Source organism: Nitrosophilus kaiyonis, assembly GCF_027943725.1.
Classification (GTDB): Bacteria; Campylobacterota; Campylobacteria; order Campylobacterales; family Nitratiruptoraceae; genus Nitrosophilus_A; species Nitrosophilus_A kaiyonis.
Genome location: NZ_AP025696.1, coordinates 467,555 through 489,045, shown reverse-complemented (window position 1 = coordinate 489,045; position 21,491 = coordinate 467,555). Strand labels below are relative to the sequence as shown.

At 29.0% G+C, this 21,491-nt stretch carries 24 protein-coding genes; 14 read left to right on the top strand and 10 right to left on the bottom strand.

Going from position 1 to position 21,491, the window contains the following annotated elements:
* Positions 1 to 6: 6 nt before the first annotated feature.
* Genes mobA through leuC form a run of 3 tightly spaced genes read right to left on the bottom strand, consistent with a single transcriptional unit; the run spans position 7 to position 2,590 of the window.
* A complete protein-coding gene (gene mobA / locus QML81_RS02505) occupies positions 7 to 537 on the bottom strand; it encodes a molybdenum cofactor guanylyltransferase MobA (protein WP_281952031.1) in 531 nt (176 codons plus the stop codon).
* A gap of 34 nt (positions 538 to 571) precedes the next feature.
* On the bottom strand, positions 572 to 1,321 hold the full coding sequence (sfsA, locus tag QML81_RS02500) for a DNA/RNA nuclease SfsA (RefSeq protein WP_281951618.1): 750 nt from the start codon (positions 1,319 to 1,321) through the stop codon (positions 572 to 574).
* Positions 1,322 to 2,590 (bottom strand): 3-isopropylmalate dehydratase large subunit, encoded by a 1,269-nt coding sequence (leuC, locus tag QML81_RS02495; protein WP_281951617.1) that lies wholly within the window; start codon positions 2,588 to 2,590, stop codon positions 1,322 to 1,324. It lies immediately after the preceding gene.
* Positions 2,591 to 3,046: 456 nt separating this feature from the next.
* On the opposite strand from leuC, the gene QML81_RS02490 reads away from it, so the two are divergent.
* The 5 genes from QML81_RS02490 to dxr are packed head-to-tail and all read left to right on the top strand — an operon-like array spanning position 3,047 to position 6,845.
* Positions 3,047 to 3,295, top strand: coding sequence for a hypothetical protein (locus QML81_RS02490; RefSeq protein ID WP_281951616.1), 249 nt, complete (start codon positions 3,047 to 3,049; stop codon positions 3,293 to 3,295).
* Positions 3,282 to 3,617 carry a type II toxin-antitoxin system PemK/MazF family toxin gene (locus QML81_RS02485; protein WP_281951615.1) on the top strand — a complete coding sequence of 112 codons (336 nt, stop codon included), beginning with the start codon at positions 3,282 to 3,284 and terminating at the stop codon, positions 3,615 to 3,617. Before QML81_RS02490 ends, QML81_RS02485 begins: the two co-directional genes overlap by 14 nt.
* Complete coding sequence (locus QML81_RS02480; protein ID WP_281951614.1) at positions 3,604 to 4,932, top strand: NFACT RNA binding domain-containing protein; 1,329 nt, start codon at positions 3,604 to 3,606, stop codon at positions 4,930 to 4,932. The genes QML81_RS02485 and QML81_RS02480 overlap by 14 nt, the downstream gene beginning before the upstream one ends.
* A 52-nt stretch (positions 4,933 to 4,984) precedes the next feature.
* Entirely contained in the window at positions 4,985 to 5,746 is a 762-nt protein-coding gene (locus tag QML81_RS02475) for a phosphatidate cytidylyltransferase (RefSeq protein WP_281951613.1), read from the top strand.
* Between the two features lie 10 nt (positions 5,747 to 5,756).
* Complete coding sequence (gene dxr, locus QML81_RS02470; RefSeq protein ID WP_345741155.1) at positions 5,757 to 6,845, top strand: 1-deoxy-D-xylulose-5-phosphate reductoisomerase; 1,089 nt, start codon at positions 5,757 to 5,759, stop codon at positions 6,843 to 6,845.
* Here the strand turns inward: dxr and QML81_RS02465 are convergent.
* Positions 6,783 to 7,409 carry a glycerophosphodiester phosphodiesterase family protein gene (locus QML81_RS02465; protein WP_281952030.1) on the bottom strand — a complete coding sequence of 209 codons (627 nt, stop codon included), beginning with the start codon at positions 7,407 to 7,409 and terminating at the stop codon, positions 6,783 to 6,785. The two genes, dxr and QML81_RS02465, sit on opposite strands and share 63 nt — an antisense overlap.
* Positions 7,410 to 7,563: 154 nt before the next feature.
* Here QML81_RS02465 and QML81_RS02460 point away from each other — a divergent pair, with 154 nt between their 5' ends.
* From QML81_RS02460 to tpx, 3 genes are all read left to right on the top strand, one after another.
* Complete coding sequence (locus QML81_RS02460; protein ID WP_281951611.1) at positions 7,564 to 8,292, top strand: hypothetical protein; 729 nt, start codon at positions 7,564 to 7,566, stop codon at positions 8,290 to 8,292.
* Positions 8,270 to 9,259 (top strand): tRNA (adenosine(37)-N6)-threonylcarbamoyltransferase complex transferase subunit TsaD, encoded by a 990-nt coding sequence (tsaD, locus tag QML81_RS02455; protein WP_281951610.1) that lies wholly within the window; start codon positions 8,270 to 8,272, stop codon positions 9,257 to 9,259. Before QML81_RS02460 ends, tsaD begins: the two co-directional genes overlap by 23 nt.
* Before the next feature lie 105 nt (positions 9,260 to 9,364).
* Positions 9,365 to 9,880, top strand: coding sequence for a thiol peroxidase (gene tpx, locus QML81_RS02450; RefSeq protein WP_281951609.1), 516 nt, complete (start codon positions 9,365 to 9,367; stop codon positions 9,878 to 9,880).
* A 17-nt stretch (positions 9,881 to 9,897) separates the two neighbouring features.
* Here the strand turns inward: tpx and QML81_RS02445 are convergent, their stop codons facing one another.
* Together QML81_RS02445 and QML81_RS02440 are read right to left on the bottom strand one after the other, a co-directional pair.
* Complete coding sequence (locus tag QML81_RS02445; protein WP_281951608.1) at positions 9,898 to 10,671, bottom strand: UDP-N-acetylmuramate dehydrogenase; 774 nt, start codon at positions 10,669 to 10,671, stop codon at positions 9,898 to 9,900.
* 2 nt (positions 10,672 to 10,673) lie between these two features.
* Positions 10,674 to 11,537: a menaquinone biosynthesis family protein gene (locus tag QML81_RS02440; protein ID WP_281951607.1), complete on the bottom strand. Its 864-nt coding sequence runs from the start codon at positions 11,535 to 11,537 to the stop codon at positions 10,674 to 10,676.
* A gap of 75 nt (positions 11,538 to 11,612) precedes the next feature.
* Here QML81_RS02440 and recA point away from each other — a divergent pair, with 75 nt between their 5' ends.
* The 4 genes from recA (at position 11,613) to QML81_RS02420 (ending at position 14,760) form a co-directional block, all read left to right on the top strand.
* Entirely contained in the window at positions 11,613 to 12,644 is a 1,032-nt protein-coding gene (recA, locus tag QML81_RS02435; RefSeq protein ID WP_281951606.1) for a recombinase RecA, read from the top strand.
* Between the two features lie 123 nt (positions 12,645 to 12,767).
* Positions 12,768 to 14,036: a phosphopyruvate hydratase gene (eno, locus tag QML81_RS02430; RefSeq protein ID WP_281951605.1), complete on the top strand. Its 1,269-nt coding sequence runs from the start codon at positions 12,768 to 12,770 to the stop codon at positions 14,034 to 14,036.
* A 5-nt stretch (positions 14,037 to 14,041) separates the two neighbouring features.
* Complete coding sequence (locus tag QML81_RS02425) at positions 14,042 to 14,308, top strand: FtsB family cell division protein (RefSeq protein WP_281951604.1); 267 nt, start codon at positions 14,042 to 14,044, stop codon at positions 14,306 to 14,308.
* Positions 14,305 to 14,760, top strand: coding sequence for an AMIN domain-containing protein (locus tag QML81_RS02420; RefSeq protein WP_281951603.1), 456 nt, complete (start codon positions 14,305 to 14,307; stop codon positions 14,758 to 14,760). Before QML81_RS02425 ends, QML81_RS02420 begins: the two co-directional genes overlap by 4 nt.
* A gap of 217 nt (positions 14,761 to 14,977) precedes the next feature.
* Here QML81_RS02420 and QML81_RS02415 read toward each other — a convergent pair whose 3' ends face one another.
* From QML81_RS02415 to topA, 4 genes are read right to left on the bottom strand one after another with little or no spacing between them, the layout of a single operon-like run.
* The gene (locus tag QML81_RS02415) at positions 14,978 to 16,120 is read right to left on the bottom strand and encodes a cation:proton antiporter (protein WP_281951602.1); all 1,143 of its coding nucleotides are present in this window, start codon (positions 16,118 to 16,120) and stop codon (positions 14,978 to 14,980) included.
* Positions 16,113 to 16,952 (bottom strand): biotin synthase, encoded by an 840-nt coding sequence (locus QML81_RS02410; protein WP_281951601.1) that lies wholly within the window; start codon positions 16,950 to 16,952, stop codon positions 16,113 to 16,115. Before QML81_RS02410 ends, QML81_RS02415 begins: the two co-directional genes overlap by 8 nt.
* Entirely contained in the window at positions 16,952 to 17,443 is a 492-nt protein-coding gene (locus QML81_RS02405) for a metallophosphoesterase family protein (RefSeq protein ID WP_281951600.1), read from the bottom strand. Before QML81_RS02405 ends, QML81_RS02410 begins: the two co-directional genes overlap by 1 nt.
* Positions 17,440 to 19,644 carry a type I DNA topoisomerase gene (topA, locus tag QML81_RS02400; RefSeq protein ID WP_281951599.1) on the bottom strand — a complete coding sequence of 735 codons (2,205 nt, stop codon included), beginning with the start codon at positions 19,642 to 19,644 and terminating at the stop codon, positions 17,440 to 17,442. The genes QML81_RS02405 and topA overlap by 4 nt, the downstream gene beginning before the upstream one ends.
* Before the next feature lie 90 nt (positions 19,645 to 19,734).
* On the opposite strand from topA, the gene QML81_RS02395 reads away from it, so the two are divergent.
* Positions 19,735 to 20,529: a DegT/DnrJ/EryC1/StrS family aminotransferase gene (locus QML81_RS02395; RefSeq protein WP_281951598.1), complete on the top strand. Its 795-nt coding sequence runs from the start codon at positions 19,735 to 19,737 to the stop codon at positions 20,527 to 20,529.
* 13 nt (positions 20,530 to 20,542) lie between these two features.
* Positions 20,543 to 21,484, top strand: coding sequence for a magnesium transporter CorA family protein (locus tag QML81_RS02390; RefSeq protein WP_281951597.1), 942 nt, complete (start codon positions 20,543 to 20,545; stop codon positions 21,482 to 21,484).
* Positions 21,485 to 21,491: the final 7 nt, after the last annotated feature.

The window sequence follows — 21,491 nt, the reverse complement described above, 5'->3', positions numbered from 1 at the left end:
AAAAATTTATAATTTTTGCAAAGCTTTTTCAAATTCATGTGGATAGTTAAGATTGAGAAATTTTTCTTCATCTTCAAATTGAATAAAATTTGTATTTGCCTCTTGTAAAATTTTATTTAGTTTATAACTATTATTTGATATTGCCTGTTGAATATAAGAAAGTATAGATTTATGATATATTCCAATCAATGGATGAGTATAATTTGTCTTTGCAATAGTAGCATCAACCTTATCGTTATCAGCTTTAATCAATCTATTTATAATATCTTCATCGATAAATGGAGCATCAACACTAATTGCAAAAAATTTATCTACTATTTTAAAAATATCCAAAAAAACTGGTGTGGGAGCATAAATTTTTGAACTATCTATAATAAGCGGGGCATCAAAATCAAATTTTTCCTCTTTTGTTGAGATATAAACCTTTTCAAAAATTGGCAATAATCTATCATATTGATATTTTATTAAAGATTTCCCTTTAAAATCTAATAAAGATTTATCTTTTCCCATTCGGCTGCTTTTGCCACCAGCAAAAATAACGCAAACTATTTTCTATCCTTTAGCGAATTTTTTAAATTTTATCAAAATCTCTGCAAAGTTTTAACTCTCCATCATAGATAATATTTAAATCATTATCTATCTTTATAAAAAAACCTTTAAATATAACCTTATTTTTTAATGCTTCTTGAAAAAATTTCTTAAATTCTAAATCTATTATTGGATGAGGTTGAAAACATCTACATTTTCTAACCGCCATAATTAAAATATATGCCTTAAATCCATTTTTTACAGCATCAATTAAATCTTTTATATGTTTAGCCCCTCTTTTTGTTGGAGCATTTGGAAATAGACAGATACCATTTTCAACTAAAGAGCACCCTTTTAATTCCACAAACCCTTCAACTTCGAAGTCCAACTTTGAAGTTTTAATATAAAAATCCAATCGGCTATTTTTATATTTAACTTCGTTTTTTATTATGTTGGGAATAAAACCTAAAACTCCATTTTCTATAGCTTTTTTTGCAATTTTTGAATGAAGCTTTGTATTTATTAAAACCCACTCATTTTTAACTTCGAAGTCCGACTTCGAAGTTGGCATTTTTACTGCAATAAGAGTGAAATCAGTTTTTAATCCATCTCTATTTTTTAGTAAAAGTAGTTTTCTATTTGGAATTAGTATCTCTTCTAATCTTCCAGTATCTGCTATGTGGACTTTAACAATTTTTTCATTAACTTTTGCAGTAGCTAAGAAGCGATTTTCTCTTTTAATAAGAAAGCCTATAGTTAGGCTTCCTAATGTTTTTAAATCAAAAAGAATCAACTATGCTATCTCTCTTGGGTCAGCAATCTTTCCTGCAACTGCGCTTGCTGCGGCAACTGCTGAGTTTGCTAAATATATTTCACTTGTTCTTGCTCCCATCCTTCCAACAAAGTTTCTATTTGTTGTTGAAACACATCTTTCATTGTCTGCTAATATCCCCATATATCCGCCAAGACAAGCCCCACATGTAGGGTTACTTACAACTGCTCCTGCATCAATTAATGTATCAATAATTCCAAGTTTTTCTGCCTCTTTTAAAATTTTTTGAGTTGCAGGTGTTACTATCAATCTTGTGTGGCGAGCAACTCTTTTTCCTTTTAAAATCTCAGCCGCAATTTTTAAATCGCTAAGTCTTCCATTTGTACAGCTTCCAATAAATACCTGATCAACTTTTAGATCCATCTTAGCAGCTTCACTTATAGCTCTTCCATTTGATGGAAGGTGTGGAAATGCTATAACTGGTTCAAGATTTTCTACATCAATTTCAATTGTTTGAATATAGTTTGCATCTTCATCAGAGTAGTGAAATTTTGGCTCATGTTTTAGCTTTTTATCAGCTAAAAACTCTTTTATAACCTCATCTACTGCAATGATACCATTTTTTGCGCCAGCTTCAATTGCCATGTTGCATAGACTAAATCTATCGTCCATATTAAGATATTTTATACTATCTCCAGTAAATTCTAAAGCTTTATATAATGCTCCATCAACTCCAATTCTTCTAATAAGTTCTAAAATGATATCTTTTCCATATATAAAATCTCCAGGTTTTCCTTTTAATATAACTTTGATAGATTCTGGAACTTTGAACCAGTTAGTTCCTGTAATCATAGCAAAGGCAAGGTCAGTTGAGCCCATTCCTGTTGAAAATGCTCCTAATGCTCCATGTGTACAAGTGTGAGAATCTGCTCCAATTATTACATCTCCTGGAACTACAAGTCCTTTTTCAGGTAAAAGTGCATGCTCAATTCCCATATCTTTTTCATCAAAAAAATATTTTAAATCATGCTCATATGCAAACTCTCTGCTTATTTTTGCTTGATTTGCACTAGCTATATCTTTTGCAGGGATAAAATGATCCATTACAATTGCAAAATTATCTGGCTTTGCAAGTCTTTTAGCGCCACTTTCTCTAAATGCTTTGATAGATATAGGAGTTGTAATATCATTTCCTATAATCATATCTATTTCACATCTTACTATCTCTCCAGCTTTTACTTCTCTTCCTACATGTTCGCTAAAAATTTTTTCAGTTATAGTCTGACCCATTATTTTCCTTTTAGAAAAATTTTTGATATTTTAGCATAATGTAGAGTTAGACATTGGACATTAGTCATTGGTCATTGGTCATTAGGAATTAAGAATTGGCTTTCTTTTTCCCTTCTTTCTTCAACCTTCTGCCTAAAAACTAACCGAAAATTTTCATTCGCTTTGCTCATTTGATTTTATTCAAGGTTAACAAACCTTTCGTATATTCGTCATTAAAATCCTTGATTTTAGGACTCACATATACTCAAGGCTTTCGCTTTGGGCATGGACAATAAGCAGTTGTTGTCCTAAAGCTTCGCTTTGCCCTTGCTCACTTCACAGCTTCTCCTCTTTCCTTTTACCTCCTTACCGCCTTATCACCCACTTTCTCACTCAACTTACTCACCATATTCATCTATTTTATATTTTTAAAATATGATATACTTATAAGTAAAATATCTATATGGAAGGTTTATTATGATTAAAATAAGTATAAGTGAGATACAAAAAAAGCCATCAATTTTTAAAAGTGAAGAGATTTTAGATGTTATAGATAAAAGAGACCATAAAGAGATAGGTGTTTTTATTCCAAAAAAATATGAAAAATATTTTAAAAAAATTATAGAAGAGATTGAAAAAAGTAAAAAACTTGATATTTTAAAAAAAATAAAAAAAATAGATAAAGATATGGATATATGGGATGAGGTAGTAGATGATGGATTATAAAAAAGGAGATATTGTTTTAATAAATTTAAATCCTAAAAAAGGTGAAGAAGTTGGAAAAATTAGACCAGCTATTATTATAAGCGATGATTTACAAAATATTGAACTTGATGTAGTTATAGTAGTTCCGCTTTCAACTAAAATTATAAAAGATTCCTATCCATATAGGATAAAAATAGATAAAAGAGATGAATTAAAAAGTGATAGCGATATATTAACTTATCATATAAGAGCAGTAAGCAAAAAAAGAGTTTTAAAAAAGATTGCAAAATTAGACAATAATGAGATTAATATTTTAAAAAAGGCTATATGTGAAATATTATGAGTTAAAGCAGATTGTTGAATATTTGAAAAAATTTAAAAAAATCAGCGATATTGAAAGAGTTGATGATAATGTTATAAAAATAGTTTTTGATGAAGAGCCAATATATTTTGATTTAAGTAAAGGGGATTCAAAAATCTATAAAAGAGATGATTTTGTAAAAACAAAAAGATATAATGCCCCTTTTGATATTGTTCTTCAAAAAAGATTTAAAAAAGCAAAAATTAAAGATATATCAATTTTAGATAATGATAAAATCATCAAAATTACCACTATCTCAAGCTCTTCTTATAAAGAGATAAAGACCATATTGCAGCTTGAATTTACTGGAAGAAATACAAACGCAATAATTTTAGATGAAAATGAAAATATATTAGAGGCTCTAAGACATATAGATATTTCAACTTCATTTAGAGAAGTTAAACCTGGCAAAAAACTTCTTCCACTGCCACCTCTTAAAAAAATTTCAAATGAGGATAAAAAAATAGAAAATATAGAGAAGTATCTTTATGAAGTTTTTCAAAATAGTTTACAAAAAAAATTAGACTCTTTAAAATCAGTAAAAATTTATACTATAAATAAACAGATTGAAAAACTAAAAAATTTGTTAAATTCTCTTGAAAATGAAAAAGATCTTCAAAATTTAGCTCAAATAGAGGAGATGAAAGCAAATCTAATTTTAGCCAATCTTCATAATATAAAACCCTATGATAAAGAGATAAAACTTAAAGATTTTGAAGGAAAAGATATAACTATACAAATTCCACCAAATATAAAAAGCACCTCTCAGATTGCAGATATTTTTTTTAATAAAGCTAGAAAATTTAGACAAAAAGCAAAAAATATTCATATAGAAAGAGAAAATTTACATTCAAAAATACTCTTTTTAGAAAGAATGAAAAATAGAATAGAAAATGCAAAAAATATAGAAGAGATTGAGATTTTATTTCCTAAAAAAGAGAGCCAAAAAAGTAAAAAGGTTAAATTTAAAAATTATGAAAAGTTTATAATTGAAGGTTTTGAGATATATATAGGCAAAAATGAAAAAGGAAATATTGAAATTTTAAAAAAAGCAAAAGCAAGCGATATCTGGATGCATTTAAAAGATATTCCTTCGGCTCATATTATTATAAAAACAAATAAGCAAAACATTCCTCAAAATATTTTACAAGAGGCTGCAAAATTGTGTGTTGATTTTAGCGTAGAGCAAAAGGGTGATTATTTAGTAGATTTTACACAAAGAAGAAATGTAAAAATTATAGAAAATGCTCATGTGAATTATGTAAATTATAAAACTATAAAGGTGAGGAAGGTATAATTTTATTAGACAACAGATAAAAGTCTATAGACAATAGTATAAAAGGCTAATAATGTTTAATTTAGTAAAAGAAAACTCTCAAAGATTTATAACTGGAACCATTTTACTTGCAGTTGTTTTAGCTGTTGGGCTTATAGATAACTATTTTTTAACATGGCTCTTTTTTGGTGTAATTTTTATGTTCGCTTTTTATGAGACACTGAAACTTTTAAAGATGGATAGTCACAACAATCTTTTCTTTTGGGCATTAATGATATGGATAGTTGCCTATTTTTATCCAAATCCAGATGATCTATTTTTTGTTATAGCAATTATTTTTGCTTCATTTTTGGCATATCATAAAGATTATGATTTAAGAAATTTTTTGCCATTTTTATATCCAACCTCATCATTTTTATTTCTTTTAGCGCTTTATCACGATTTTGGAATGGATTCTCTTATTTGGCTGTTGATTGTTGTTGCATCAACAGATATTGGAGCATTTTTTATTGGAAAATTGATAGGTAAAACTCAATTTAGCAAAACCTCACCAAATAAAACTTTAGAGGGTGCAGTCGGAGGAGTGGCTTTAGCGACCTTTTTGGGAAGTTTTTATGCTCTTATTTTGGTAGATTTGCCATATGCGATTATTATTTCTTTATTGGTTTCAATCGCTTCAATTTTTGGAGATCTTTTTGAAAGCTATCTTAAAAGAAGAGTAAATGTTAAAGATAGTGGAAATATTTTGCCAGGTCATGGTGGGATCTTAGATAGAGTTGATGGATATCTTTTTGCAGCTCCAGCTATGGTAATTTTATTAAGAGGTCTTTTATAAATTGAAAAGTATAGCGGTTCTTGGCTCAACTGGCTCAATTGGTGTTAATACACTAAATATTGCAAGAGAGTTTGATATCTATCCTGAGGTTCTAGTTGCAGGAAACAATATAGAGCTATTGCAAAAGCAGATTGATGAATTTAATCCAAAAATAGTAGTTGTCGGTAAAAAAGAGCATAAAGATAAGATAAAGCACAAAAAAGTTTTATGGGGAGAAGAGGGAATTTTAGAAGCACTTGAACTTTGTGAATCAAAATTGATAGTTAATGCTCTTGTTGGTTTTTTAGGGCTAAAGCCTACATTAAAAGCGATTGAGTTAAATAAAGAGGTGGCTTTAGCAAATAAAGAGTCATTAGTAGTTGCTGGAAAATTTATCGACACAAAAAAGATAACCCCAATTGATAGTGAGCATTTTGCTCTTTGGTATATATTAAACTCTTCACAGCTTCACAGTTTTACAGCTTCACGCCTAATAATTACTGCAAGTGGAGGAGCATTTAGAGATTGGCCAATTGATAGATTAAAAGATGCGAAACTTGAAGATGCTCTAAAACATCCAAACTGGTCTATGGGTAAAAAAATAACAATAGATAGTGCAACTATGGTCAATAAACTATTTGAACTTATTGAGGCTAAATGGCTTTTTGATACAAAAAATCTTGATGCGATTATTGAGACAAAATCGATTGTTCATGCAATAGTGGATTTTGTTGATGGAGGCTCTTTAATGCATGCTGCAGTTGCAGATATGAGGCTACCTATTGCTTATGCAATTTTGAAAAAAGTTGAAAAAAATATTGTAAAAAATATAGATTTTACACTTGTTAAAAATCTTGAATTTAGAAAAATTGATAGTTTAAGATATCCTATATGGGAGATAAAAGATCTTCTTTTACAAAAAAGCGATCTTGGTGTTGTTATAAATGCTGCAAATGAGGTAGCAGTCGAAGCATTTATAAATTCAAAGATAAACTTTTTAAAAATTAGTGAGATTATACTAGATTCTATTTATGCTTTTGAAAATGTAAAAGCCTCATCAATTGATGATATTTTTATAATTGATAAAGAGGTTAGAAGTTTTGCTAAATCTTTGATTTAATAAATCTTCAAATATAACAAAATCATAAAAAAGTTCATATTTTTTTAACTCTTTTTGATTTTTAACTGTCCAAATTATTAATGGATATTGATTTTTAAAAATCTTTTTTATTTTGATAATTTTTGATTTATGAACTATTAAAAAATCTGGGTTAATTTTTCTTATCTCTTTTTTTAATTTAATTATATTCAATAGTTTTTCTTCACCAAATATATAGCCTTTTTTATTAAATTTTACATATTTAATAATATTATTTTTTGAAATAAGAAAAATTTTGTTTTTATGATTTATAATTTTTCTAAGAAGATATAAAAAGCTTCTTTTTTTCTCTTTTATCTCTATAAACATAAAAGTTTTTCTATTTTTTAGTTTTATAATATCTTTTAAAAGAGGTATCTTTTCATTGGTATTAAAAAGATTAAATTTTTTTAAATCACTATATTTTGTAAATTCAATAATTTTATTTTTATTGCATACTCTTTTTAAAGATTTATCATGAAAAACAACAATTCTTTCATCTTTTGTTAGTCTTACATCAAATTCAACGCTATATCCTAAATCGATAGCTTTTTTATAGAGAAAATACTATTTTCTGGAATTTTTCTATTATCAAAAATTCCTCTATGGGCAATAAATAGTGTTTTTTTCAATATTTTCTCCATAAGGTATAATTTCATATTGTCTAAGATAGTTTATATTATCAAAAAGGATTTAATTTATGTTTAGAGTTTTATTGCTTATTTTTCTTCTTTTATTTGTTGGATGTGAGCAAAAAGATACAAAGTTAGAAAATAAAAGTAACTATTTACAAGAGAAAAAGGCAAAACTTGATGAAAAAATAGCTCAAGCAAGAGCAAAAGCTGATAAAGAAAAGGAGTTAGCTCTTTTAAAAATGAGAAAAAGACTCGAAGAGCTTTCACTAAAAAGTGGGCAAACCGAAGCTCAAAAAGAGATTGAGATTGCAAAAATAAAAGCACAAAAAGAGTTGGAAATTCAAAAAATCCAAAAAGAGTTAAAACTAAAAGAGCTTGAATTGCAAAAAGAAAGACAGAAAATTGAATTAGAAAATCAAAAACTTTTAGCTCAAAAAGAGATAGAGGTTAAAAAAGAATTTTTAGTTTTTTCATTAATTGGACTTATTTTAATCATTTTGGCAATTTTAACTGTTTTATATTTTTACAAAAAAAGAAAAGACAAAATTATTGCCTATCATGATAATTTAGAAAAATATTTTAGAATGAAAGAGAATGAAGCAAAGGTTGCAATTGCAAATAAGATAATAGATACAATTGCTGAGGGCAAACTATCTCCTGAGCAAGAACAAAGACTCTTAGGAGTGTTAAAAGGGGATTTAAAAGAGTTGCCAAAAGATATAGAAAAAAAAGATGAAGTAGTTGATGCTTTGATTGAGGAAGGAAAAGAGAATGATTCTAAGCATAGAGAGTAGTTGTGATGATAGTTCTATTGCTATAACTGAAATTGAGAGTAAAAAGCTTATTTTTCATAAAAAGATATCTCAAGAGAGAGAACACTCTATTTATGGAGGAGTAGTTCCAGAGCTTGCAAGCCGTCTTCATGCCGTTGCTCTTCCTAAGATTTTAGAAGAGACAAAAGAGTTTTTCCCAAAATTAAAAGCAATTGCTGTAACTAATGAGCCTGGACTTTCTGTAACACTTATGGAAGGCGTTATGATGGCTAAAGCTTTGAGTCTATCTTTGAATCTTCCTTTAATTGGAATAAACCATCTTATTGGCCATATATATTCACTATTTATAGAAAAAGAGGCTGTTTTGCCAAAAACAGTTCTTTTGGTCTCTGGCGGTCATACAATGATTTTGGAAGTAGAAGATTATGAGATTGTTAGAGTTGAAGCAAAAACATTAGATGATAGTTTTGGTGAGAGTTTTGATAAAGTTGCAAAAATGTTAAATCTTGGCTATCCAGGAGGACCAATTATAGAAGAATATGCAAAAAAAGGTGATTCTAATAGATTTGATTTTCCAATACCACTAAAAAACTCTTCTAAAATAGCATTTAGCTTTTCTGGACTTAAAAATGCTGTAAGACTGAAAATAGAGGAGTTAAAAACTTTAAGTGAGCAGGACAAATATGATATTGCAGCATCTTTTCAAAAAGCAGCAATTTCTCATCTTTTACAAAAAACAAAAAGAGTGTTTGATATATTCAAACCAAAAGATTTTGCAATAGTAGGAGGGGCAAGTGCAAATCTTGCTTTAAGAAAAGCTTTTGAAAATGAGTGTAAAAAAAGAAAAATTAATATAGAGTTTGCCGATTTGAAATTTTGCAGTGATAATGCAGCAATGATAGGGAGAGCAGCTATTGAGGCATATAAACTAAATAAATTTAGTGATCCTCTAGCCTTAAAAGCAAATCCAAGAAGCACAATTTTTTAAGAAAAACTTATAAAAGAATCAATAAAATTAATTAAGACAAATTTTATCCGATTTAGTTATAATTTTGTTACAAACTTTAAATTAATCAAAAATAAGGAGAAAAAAATGGCTACTGTTACATTAAAAGGTAATCCAGTAAAGTTAGAGGGAAATGAAATAAATGTTGGAGATAAAGCTCCTGAGGCTACAGTTGTTACAACTGACTTACAAGAGAAAAAAGTTGGTGGAGCACAAGGAAAAGTTCAAATGATTGTTGTTGTTCCATCTCTTGATACTCCAGTTTGTGCAACTGAAACAAGAAAATTTAACGAGCAAGCTGCTAACATAGAGGGAGTAGATGTAACTGTTGTATCAATGGACCTTCCATTTGCAAGTAAAAGATTTTGCTCAACTGAAGGTGTTGAAAACTTAACAGTTGCAAGTGATTATAGAAATAGAGATTTTGGCGAAAAATATGGGGTTGTAATAGCGGAAGGACCATTAAAAGGAATCTTAGCTAGAGCAATTTTTATAATTGATAAAGATGGAACAGTTGTTTATAAGCAACTTGTACCAGAAATTACTGAAGAGCCAAATTACGAAGAGGCACTTGAAGCTGCAAAAAAAGCAGCACAAGCTTAATATTAGGGGCTTTGCCCCTAAATGATAATAATTTCTTCTTCCAGTTTAATTCCATACTTTTGTAAAACTTTCTCTTTTGCCATATTAATTAGTTCCATTGCCTCTTCAAATGTTCCATTTCCAAGATTTACCAAAAAATTTGCATGAATATTGCTAATTGCCATATTTCCAACTCTTTTTCCTTTTAGTCCAACCTCTTCAATCAATCTCCCAGCAAAATTTTCTTTAGGATTTTTAAAGATACTTCCAGCACTTGGCTCTTTTGGCTGATTTTTGCGCAAATTTATTAATTTTTTTCTAAGCTCTTCATTAAATCTATTTTCCATTTTAAAGCCAGCTTCATATATGATATTTTTGATGTCTGTTTTTCTATATTGCATATTTATATTTTCTTTTTCTATTTTTCCTTTATATGTTCTTACCCATTTTAAAATATTTTTAATCTCATACTCTTTTACACCAGCATTCATCTTTATTGCTCCACCAATTGAGCCTGGAAGATGGCTCAAAAACTCAAAACCTCCAATATTGTGCTTTTTGCAAAAAGATACAACTTTTCCAGTTGGAGTTGCTGCGCCTATGATTAATTCATCATTAACTATTTTTATATAATCAAATTTTTTTGAAAGGGTTGCTAATTTTGGAGGAGTGTTTGATATTAAAATATTGTTAGCTTTTCCAATAAGAAAATATTGTTCATATTTTTTATCAATTTCTTCAATTATTTCTACTTCAATTTTTGGACCAATTTTTATAGAAGAGTATTTTTTAAAATCTATTATTTTTTTCATATTTAGCTATACCTTAGTTTTTCATACTCTTTTGGAATCAAATAATCATTTACATCTATAGGGCAATTGTAAAATCCGCTATTAAAACCTATCTCAAAAAGTCTATTTATAGCTTTTAATTGTATTTCATTTAAAATAGCTGAATTTTCATTTGCATAAAGGTTAAGATAGATATCCAATTTTTTATCATCTATTCTAACGAGATTTCTCTCAAGAAGCATTTGTGAAAGAAGTTTTTTATGAGAATTTGCAATTTTTACTGCATCTATTAACATCTGTTCACTTTCAATTGCTTTATTTAAAGGAAGCGACCTTCTAAGTGCCATTCCGCCAAGAGGCAGAGGAAGCTCTTCTTTAGCAAGCTCTAGCCATATATCCCAAATCTCTTTTTCAACCTCTAAAGAGCTATCAAAATCTAAAATCGATTCATGTATCAAAACACCCGCATCAACAATTCCATCAACTACAGCTTTTTCTATATCTAAAAAATTCATATATATTGGCTTTGCATCAGGATATGCTATCCTAAATAGCATAGCATTGGTAGTATATTTCCCGCTTAGTGCAACTTTGAAATCTTTTTTTAATTTTTTCCCTCTTTTTTTTATGAGTTTTGGTCCATAACCTTCGCCAAAACTAACTGCAGTTCTCAAAAGTGCATACTCATCTTTTATATACGGATATAAAGCGAAACTTATTGCAGTAATATCATAAAAGTTTTCTAATGCCTTTTCATTTAAAGTTTCAATATCAAGGGCTATATTTTCAAATTTTATATTTTTTGAGCTAATCCATCCAAATTTGATAGCATAATACATAAAAATATCATCTGCATCAGGTGAGTGAGCAACAGTATATACTGACATTAACAACCTTTAATTTTTTATGGATATTTTACTTAAAAAAAGCTAAAATATAAAAAAAATTAAAAGAGGTATTAAATGGATCCAAATAAACAAAAAGCATTAGAACTTGCAATTAAACAGATTGATAAAGCCTTTGGTAAAGGTGCATTGGTAAAACTTGGAGAAAAAGAGATTGAACCAATTGCATCAATTAGTACAGGTTCACTTGGACTTGACCTGGCCCTTGGAATCGGGGGAGTTCCAAAAGGAAGAATCATAGAGATTTATGGGCCTGAGAGTTCAGGTAAAACAACTTTGGCTTTACAAATCATTGCTGAAGCGCAAAAAGATGGTGGAGTATGCGCTTTTATAGATGCTGAACATGCTTTAGATGTGCTTTATGCAAAAAATCTTGGTGTAGATGTTGAAAATCTACTTGTTTCTCAGCCAGATTTTGGAGAGCAAGCTTTGGATATTGTTGAAACTATAGCAAGAAGCGGTGCTGTTGATGTGATTGTTATAGACTCAGTTGCAGCATTAACTCCAAAAGCAGAAATTGAAGGTGAAATGGGTGATTCCCATATGGGTCTTCAAGCAAGACTTATGAGCCAGGCTTTAAGAAAATTAACAGGTGTTCTTCATAAAATGAATACTACGGTTATTTTTATCAATCAGATTCGTATGAAAATAGGCGCCATGGGATATGGAACACCAGAAACTACAACAGGTGGTAATGCATTGAAATTTTATGCATCTGTTAGAATAGATGTAAGAAGAATAGCTACATTAAAACAGGGCGAAAATCAGATAGGAAATAGAGTTAGAGCAAAAGTTGTAAAAAACAAAGTTGCTCCACCATTTAGACAAGCCGAATTTGATATTATGTTTGGAGAGGGTATCTCAAAAGAGGGTGAAATTGTAGATTATGGAGTTAAACTTGATATTATAGATAAAAGTGGAAGCTGGTTTAGTTATAAAGATATTAAACTTGGCCAGGGAAGAGAAAATGTAAAAGCTTACTTAAAAGAGCATCCAGAAATTTCAAAAGAGATAGAAAGTGAAATCAAAAAAGCTATGGGAATCAATGATAGTTTGATGATGGTTCCTGAAAATGAGATAGAAGAATAGATTGGTTCTTAGTTCTTAGTTCTTAGTTATTGGTTATTGGTATATTAGGAAAAGCTTCGTATCTAAATTATGTCAATACACCAATAATTAATGTCCAATGTTAAAATTTAAAAAGGAGAATTGATGGTATATATAGATAATATTTTTGCTCAAGAAGTTTTAGATAGTAGAGGAAATCCAACAGTAAAAGCAACAGTTGTATTAAGTGATGGGACTATGTCAAGTGCTATTGTGCCAAGTGGTGCAAGTACAGGAAAAAGAGAAGCATTAGAACTTAGAGATAATGATGAAAGATTTAACGGAAAAGGTGTTTTAAAAGCTTGTGAGCATGTTGATGTTGATATTGCAGATGAGCTTGTTGGGCTAAATCCATATAATCAAGCTGAAATAGATGCTATTTTAAAAGAGCTAGACGGAACTGATAACTACTCTAAACTTGGTGCAAATGCAGTATTGGGAGTTTCAATGGCTGTTGCAAGAGCTGCAGCAACAAGCCTTCACCTTCCATTATATAGATATCTTGGAGGTTCAAATGGTGTTATCCTTCCAACACCTATGTTAAATATCATAAATGGTGGAGCTCATGCAGATAACGATGTTGATCTTCAAGAATATATGATTATGCCTACTGGATTTGATGATTTTAAAGAGGCTCTTAGAGCAAGCAGTGAAATATATCATACATTAAAAAAACTTCTTGCAAATGATGGTCATCCTACAGCTTTAGGTGATGAAGGAGGTTTTGCACCAAATTTTAAAAACAATTCTGAGCCAATAGAATATATTTTAAAAGCTATTGAAAAAGCTGGCTATAAACCAGGAGAAGAGATTGTAATAGCACTTGATGCAGCAAGTAGTGAATTTTATAATGATGGGAAATATGAGTTAAAAGGCGATAAAAAAATCTTAAGTAGCGAAGAGCTTGCAGAGTTTTATGAAGATTTAGTAAATAAATTTCCTATTGTATCTATAGAAGATGGTATGGCTGAAGATGATTGGGAAGGTTGGAAAATATTAACTCAAAAACTTGGGAGTAAAATACAGCTTGTTGGTGATGATCTTTTTGTTACAAATAAGAAAATATTAGCAGAAGGTATTGAAAAAAATATTGCAAATGCAATACTTATAAAGCCAAATCAAATCGGAACTGTTACTGAAACTATGCAAACAGTTAGACTTGCTCAAAGAAATAGTTATAACTGTGTAATGAGTCATAGAAGTGGTGAAAGCGAAGATGCTTTTATAGCTGATTTTGCAGTTGCTTTAAATACTGCTCAGATTAAAACAGGTGCCCCGGCACGTGGTGAGAGAACAGCAAAATATAATAGACTACTTGAAATTGAAAGAGATCTTTTATATCCAGAATATATAGGTAAAGAGCTTTTTAGATAAACATTATGAGATTAGTTGATGATTTAGTTAATTTTAAAAAAAATCAAAAAGAGATATTTTTTGATATTTTAAAAGTGTTATCAGCTTTAATGCTGATAATACTTTTAGGTGTTTATATTGGCAATCTTCTTTTTGGAAAAAACTCTGTTGAGGTTCTTTTTGAACTGCAAAATAAAAAAGAGGCGCTAAAAAGAGAAGTTCAAAGATTAAAAGAGGAAAATGCAAAACTTCAAAAAGAGTATTTTGAACTAAAGCAGTTGGAGCCTGAATGAAATATTTTATAATTATTTTTTTGCTTCTTTCTTTATATGCAAGAGAAAATCCTTTTGAACCAGTAACTAATACAAAGCCTGTGAAAGTAACTAAATCTAAAAAAATTAGTAGTGAAAAAGAGTTTGCAATTGCAAAAGTAGAGATTCCTAAAATAAAACCTTTTAAATGGATAAGTATTGAGTTAAGCGATAATTATATTGTGTTTTTAACAAATGATAAAATTAAAAAAATATTTTCTATTTCAAATCCAGAAAAAATTGTTTTAGATTTTAAAGCAAAAAGATCTTTTCCGACAAAAAAAATAGAAAATTTAGATAATAAAATTGTAGAAAATATTATTTTAGGTTCTCATAAAAACTATTATAGAGTTGCTATCAAATTAAAAAGAAAAGTAAAATATAAAATAAAAAAAGAAAAAGATAAAATTGAAATAGAATTTGTTAGTAAGTAGTAAAAAGCAGTGAAATAGGATAGTGGAATAGGGGTATAGTGGAATAGCGGGATAGGTGATAAACAGTGATCATGTGAAGCAGTGAAGCTGTAAAGCGGAGAAACGGGATAGCAGAATAGTGGAGAAAATTATAAGTTTGAAGAAAAACTAATTCCCAATGACTAATGTCTAATGACTAATGTCTATTGTCTATTGTCTAATTACTAATGACTATTTATTATTTTATTTTTTGTATTACTTTTATAGCCGACATTACTATTATTACTTCAAAAAGACTTGCTAAAATAAAAGCTAAATAGTGAAAACTGTCTATACTTTTTGCATGAAATGCCAAAGTTGCAATTGCTACAAGAAGAGTTAAAGGCATAGAGTGGGAGAGTCCAAATAAGATTGAATCTTTTAAATTCAATATTTTAATAAAAACAGATGAAGCTAATACTCTTATTAAAATCATTAAAAAAGTTATCTGTGCTGCTTTTTCTAAAAGTCCCTCCATGAAAATTGCTTCAAGTTTAAATGAACTTCCAGTATATATAAAAAATATAGGAACAAAAAATCCAAAACCAAAAGAGGATAATTTATGAGGCAGGGCTTTTTTATGTTCAAAAAAAGTTGCTATAAAAATACCAGCAATAAAGGCTCCAAAAGCTACTTCAAGTTTTAAATATAGCATAATTGCTAAAAATAGGAAGAAAATTCCCATTGAAAGTCTTATGTCTTGTTCCTCTTTATCAATTCTTGGCATAAGAGTTGTTTTGAGTTCTGGATACCACCAAAAGAGTATTTGTAAAAGTTTAAAAACTCCAAGAATAATCAATAAAAATAGGAAAAGATAAAAAATAGTTTCATAAAACTCTATTCCATAGCCAAATTTAAAGCCCGCACTAATTATAGTTAAAACAGCAATACTAATAACTTCTCCCAGTGAGCCTATTGTAATAGAGATATCTAACCACTTTAAATTTTTTCCATACTCTTTTCTTAGAGCTGCTATAAGTCCGACTGAAATTAGTGGAAAAATAACAATAAAAATGTTGCTTAAATTTAAATATTTTACAATTACAAAAGAGAAAATATATAAAAGGGCGGTATAAAAAAGCCCTCTTTTTAATATTTTTTTATCAACTTTAAAAATTTTTTTTAGATCAACTTCAAGACCTGCAAGAAACATAAGGTACAAAAAACCAAACTCCGCAACAATTTCAAAAAGTTTTATATGATGTAAAAGTCCAATTGTACCAGCTAAAGAACCTAGTATTATTTCTAAAACACTTGTAGGAGCTTTTAAAAGCTTTGACATAAAAGGGGTAACAAAAATAAGTAAAGATAGAGTTATAATTATTAAAATTTCATTATTCATGACAACTTTTTGCTATTTCATATCCCAATTTTTCTAATGTTTTTATATCTTTTGAAGGCTCATTTCCTTTTGTTGTTAGATAATCTCCAACTACTATAGAGTTTGCTCCAGCTTCAAAAATTTTTGGCCAATCATCACCAAATACAAGTTCTCTTCCTCCTGCTACCATAATCATAGCATCTTTTAATACCTCTCTTGCTTTTTTTATAATTTCTAATGCATCATTTTTATCCATAATCTTTTGAGGAAGTGGAAGTGCAGGATTTGGATGAAAAAAATTTATTGGAACACTCATAGGTTTTAGTGATGCTATCTCATTTAATAATTCAATTTGCTGCTCTTTGCTCTCACCAAGCCCAAAAATACCACCTGTACAAAGATTTAGTCCAGCCTCTTTTGCATTAAGACATGTTTGATATCTCTCTTCCCAAGTATGAGTTGAGCATATATTTTTATAAAAGCTTTTTGAGCTCTCAAGGTTATGGTTATAATTTTCAATACCACACTTTTTTAACTCTTTTAATTGCCAAATCTCAGCAGTCCCGTTACATCCTATCAAAGATATATCTGGCACCTCTTTTTTAACAGCTGTCGCAGCTTTGCAAACAAAATCAAGTATCTTATCATCAATTCCGCGTCCTGCTGTTACTAAACAAAATCCTATCGCTTTGGCAACTTTTGCCTTTTTTGCCTCTTGAACAATAGTTTCTATAGATTTATATTTATATCTTGGAATATCGGCTCTATATTTTGTACTTTGTGTACAAAATGCACAATCTTCAGCGCATACACCACTTGAAATATTGCTTATAGCACATAAATATACTTTCATTAACAAACCTTTTTTTCAATCCAAAGCTCTTTTTCTAAATCTTTATGTATATAATTTACCTCAAAACCATCTAAATATAATAATGCGCACTCTATTTTTGGTTTTTCTCTTGCACAAACCTCTCCAGGATTTATATATAAACTTTTTTGTTTACTGCATTCAAATTTGTGTAAATGTCCATAAATTATAACATCACTATCTGGAGTTAGAAAATATGGCTGATGCATAAGTTTAAATGTGGTATCTTTAATTTTAAAGTAGTATGGCTGAGTTTGTATATTTAAATTTTTATGCTCTTTTTGAATATTTGTATCAGTATTGCCTAAAACTGCAACAGTTTTTATATCTAAACTATCTAAAAAATTTGCAACATCTTTTCCAATATCGCCAGCATGTATTAAGTAAGAGATATTAAACTCTATTAACTTATTTATAGCCTCTTTAGTAAGATCTACTCTATTATGGGTATCTGAAATTATCCCTATTTTCATATCTCTTCTCTATATTTGCACTTTATGCATTCATAAATCTCTTTTTTTCTATATGTTCTTTTTGCCATTAGATAATTGCACTCTGGACATTTTTTATTTACAGGTTCATATTTTGATACAAATGTACATTTTGGATAGTTTGCACATCCATAAAATTTACCTCTTTTTGAAAATCTCTCAACTATATCTCCTCCACATTCTGGACATTTTACATCAAGTTTTTTTGGTTCGCTTTTCTTTAGGGGTTTTGTATTTTTACATTTTGGATAAGCACTACAAGCTAAAAATTCGCCTCTAGGCCCTCTTTTTACAACCATTGGTGAGCCACATTTTTCGCAAACCTCTTCAGAAGTCTCCTCTTTTTTCTCTTCTTTTTCCTCTTTTTCTATCTGTTCAGTGTATTTACATTTTGGAAAGGCGCTACAAGCTATAAATTCGCCAAATCTACCGCTTCTTTTAACAAGTTCAGCTCCACATTCAGGACAAGTTCTTCCAACAGGAATTGCAATTTTTTGGCTTTTTATCTCTTTTTTCCCTTTTTCTATCTGACTAATAAATGGTTCATAAAAATCCCATAATACTTTTTGCCAATCTTTTTTTGCTTGAGCAATTTCATCAAGTTCCTCTTCCATTTTAGCAGTAAACGAACTATCTACTATATTTGGAAAATGCTTTTCTAAAACTTCAATAACTTTAAATGCTGTTTCTGTGGGAATAAGCTGTTTTTTTTCTATTTTTATATAGTCTCTTGCTTGTAAAAGTGCAATTGTTGGTGCATAAGTTGATGGTCTTCCGATACCTAAAGATTCTAATTTTTTAATTAAACTTGCTTCAGAATATCTTGCTGGTGGTTCTGTAAAGTGTTGAATCGCTTCTATTTTAGATAGATTTACACTCTCTCCAACTTCTAACTCAGGTAGAAGTTTTTCTTTTTCAGCCCCGCCTAAAATTTTATAAAAACCATCAAAAACAAGTCTTCTCCCATTTGCTTTAAATACTCCATCTTTTGAAGAAAAATAGATAGTTTGAGTCTCAAAGATTGCATCTTTTGCCTGAGAAGCCAAAAATCTATTATAGATAAGGGTGTAAAGTTTTAATTCATCAGGTGTTAAATAATTTGCAGCAATTTGTGGTGTAAAATCAATCATAGTTGGCCTAATAGCCTCATGAGCCTCTTGAGCCCCTTTTGCTTTAGTTGTATATATTTTTGCATTTTTTGGAAGATACTCTTTCCCATAACTTTTTTCTATCTTTTCTCTTGCAGCCTCAATTGCCTCTTTTGCTATATTTAGGCTATCTGTTCTCATATATGTTATTACACCTGTAATTCCTTTATCAGTTTGGACACCTTCATAAAGTTTTTGGGCTATCATCATAGTCTTTTTTGGAGAAAATCCTAGCTGAGTAGAAGCAGTTTGCTGCAGTGTTGATGTCATAAAAGGAGCTGGTGATTTTGTAGTTCTTTGTTTTTTTTCTATTTTTGATACAGTGAAGGTTTCATTTTTCAGTGTATCAACAATATTTTTTGCCTCATTTTGCTCTTTTATAGATAGTTTTTCTATTTTTTTACCTTGAAATTCAACTAAAATGCTATCTATAATTTCATTAAATTTTGCCTCAATACTCCAATACTCTTGTGGTACAAAAGCTTTTATCTCTCTTTCTCTATCAACAACAAGTTTTAATGCAGCACTTTGTACCCTACCAGCACTAAGTCCTCTTTGAATTTTATTTGATAAAAGAGGGCTTAATTTATATCCAACAATTCTATCAAGTAGTCTCCTTGCTTGTTGAGCATTGACTCTATTCATATCTATTGATCTTGGATTTTCTAGAGCCTTTTTTATTGCATTTTTTGTAATCTCATGAAATACGATTCTTGGAAGCTTTTCAGGCTCTTTTCCAATAGCTTTAGCTATATGAAATCCTATTGCTTCACCCTCTCTATCTTCATCTGTTGCAATATAGATGGTATCACTCTTTTTTGCAAGATCTTTTATCTGTTTTACAACCCCAGAGTGCTCTTTATCTACCCTATATTGGGGTTCAAATTTTCCCTCTTCTATTTTAATTCCAAAACTGCTTTTTGGAAGATCTCTAATATGACCTTTTGAAGCAATTACTTCATAATTTTTTCCAAGAAAATTTTTTATTGTTCTTGCTTTTGCAGGTGATTCAACTATTATTAGATTTTTTCCCATATCTATCCTACAGATTTTTTTCGCTATTCTAACATAAAATTTAATATAATGATATCGGTTATTGATATATAATATATGTAAGGAAGATTTATGGTTTTATACTCTAAAAATATCCAGATTTTGTATATGGCATTATTGCATGCCTTTGGATATAAAAAGATAAAATTAAATCCTATTTCTCCTACATTTTTTGCAAATATAGCAAAAATTTTAAATATTGATATAGAATATGTAGATTCAAAATTTGATTTTTCAAGCAGTGCAGATATTATTCATAATTTTTTTGAGACTTTCATACCAAAATCTGATATTGTTTTTCAAAATTTTGGAGAAAATATAGGTGAGGCAAAAGTATTTGTAAAAAAATATAAAAACTGCATAAAGGCTGAATTTTTCGATAAAGAGATTTTTGAAAAAACTAAGCTTTTTTTAAATGGCGGAATAAAAAAAGCAAAACTTTGGAATTTTGATGTAATTTCTTTAGGAATAAAAGATATTGCAAAACCTTGTGATGTAGAAAATTTAGATGAACAGATTAAAAATTCAAATGAAATGGTTAAATATTTTAATGAAAAATTTCAAAACAGTCCCTATTTTGATATATTAAATATAGGTAATAAAACATTAAAGAAAAGTTATCCAATATTATTAAAGCCCTCTTTATATTGTCCAAAAGAGGATATTTATCAAGAGCTTTTAAATAAAAAAATTGATGTTAAAGTTAGATTTAAACCTTTATATAAAATTACTCTTTTTAAAAGTAAATCTTTGCCAACGTGTGAAGAGTTATATAAAGCAGTATTGATTTTACCTCTTAAAGAAGATATTGATGATGATGTTTTGAAAATATTTGAAAAATATAGATATAGAGGTTGTATATTTTAATAAAAGGAAAACGATGTATGTTTTTGCTGATAAACTTTATAAAAAAGGTGAAGATGAGATAAGTTTAGAAGTTGGAAAAAAGCAGATAGTATTTACTACAACTAAAAATAAAAATATTTTAGATTGGCTGTTAGAAAATGGTTTTCATGAGAGTTTCATTGAAGATATTAAAAGTGAAGACCAAAGTGTTGCTTATGAAGAGAATGAAGGATTTAAGTTAATTATTTTAAAATTTTTCAAGCCTTCAAAAGAGGATGAACTTCTTTTTGAAGATACAAACATAGTTTTGATTATTACAAAAGAGAAGCTAATTTTCCTTTCAGAATATGAAGATGTAACAAAAAAGATGGTTGGAAGATTTTATAGAAGATACAAAGCAACTGACTCTATAGAGTATTTAACATATATAATTATGGATATTTTGATAGATAATACTATGGGAATAGTTGATTTTATAGATGATAAACTCGAAGAGATTGAAGATAATATTTTTGATAAAGAGGTAGATGAAGATGAGATTCAAAAAAGATTATATTTTGCAAGAAGAAGTTTAAATAGAATAGCAAAACAAAGCGTACTTGAAAATGATATTATAAATAAGATATATAATCACTATCCAACTGCGATAAGAAAAAAGTTAAAATTTGAATTTATCGATTTAAAAGAGCATCTCTCCTTTTTAATAAACGAATCTAAATCATATCTTGAAAGAACAGGCTATCTGCAAAATCTTTTGATGGGTTTTTTATCAAATAGGATGAATCAGGCAATGCAAAGACTTGCTGCAATATCTTTGATATTTTTACCATTAACATTTATTGTTGGAAATTATGGGATGAATTTTAAATATATGCCTGAACTTAACTGGAAATATGGATATTTTTATATTTGGGGTATAAATTTAATAATTGGGTTTTTAATTTATAGATGGCTAAAGAGAAAAAAATGGATTTAAGGTGCTC